Here is a 265-nt window from a genome sequence, read left to right as displayed (position 1 = left end):
GGTCTGGGCTATTGCCTGGGGCAGGGGAAGCCCGCTGTCCAAGGAAAGAACAAGCGCCTGATAACCTTCATCCAGCACCTGCCTAAAATTATTAACATACTGTTTGGCCACCATATCTCGATCCGCTGCCAATTTCATTACTTCCTGCAGGGTTATCTCAGGCGTACCATCGCTATAAAGATCATGCTCCGGCACGTGCCCCATCGCTGACGGAGAAGCCAGCCTGATCGCCTTGTAAAGAAAATCTGTATCTTCCGCAGTAAGC

General features: G+C 51.3%; 1 protein-coding gene. It reads right to left on the bottom strand.

Features of this window, described 5'->3' with window-relative positions:
* Positions 1–265, bottom strand: a 265-nt coding sequence (locus FQ664_RS26215; RefSeq protein WP_178091086.1) for a triphosphoribosyl-dephospho-CoA synthase, incomplete at both ends; no start/stop codon positions are given.

Source organism: Pseudomonas persica, assembly GCF_900291015.1.
GTDB lineage: Bacteria > Pseudomonadota > Gammaproteobacteria > Pseudomonadales > Pseudomonadaceae > Aquipseudomonas.
This window is presented reverse-complemented; position numbering and strand designations above follow the sequence as displayed.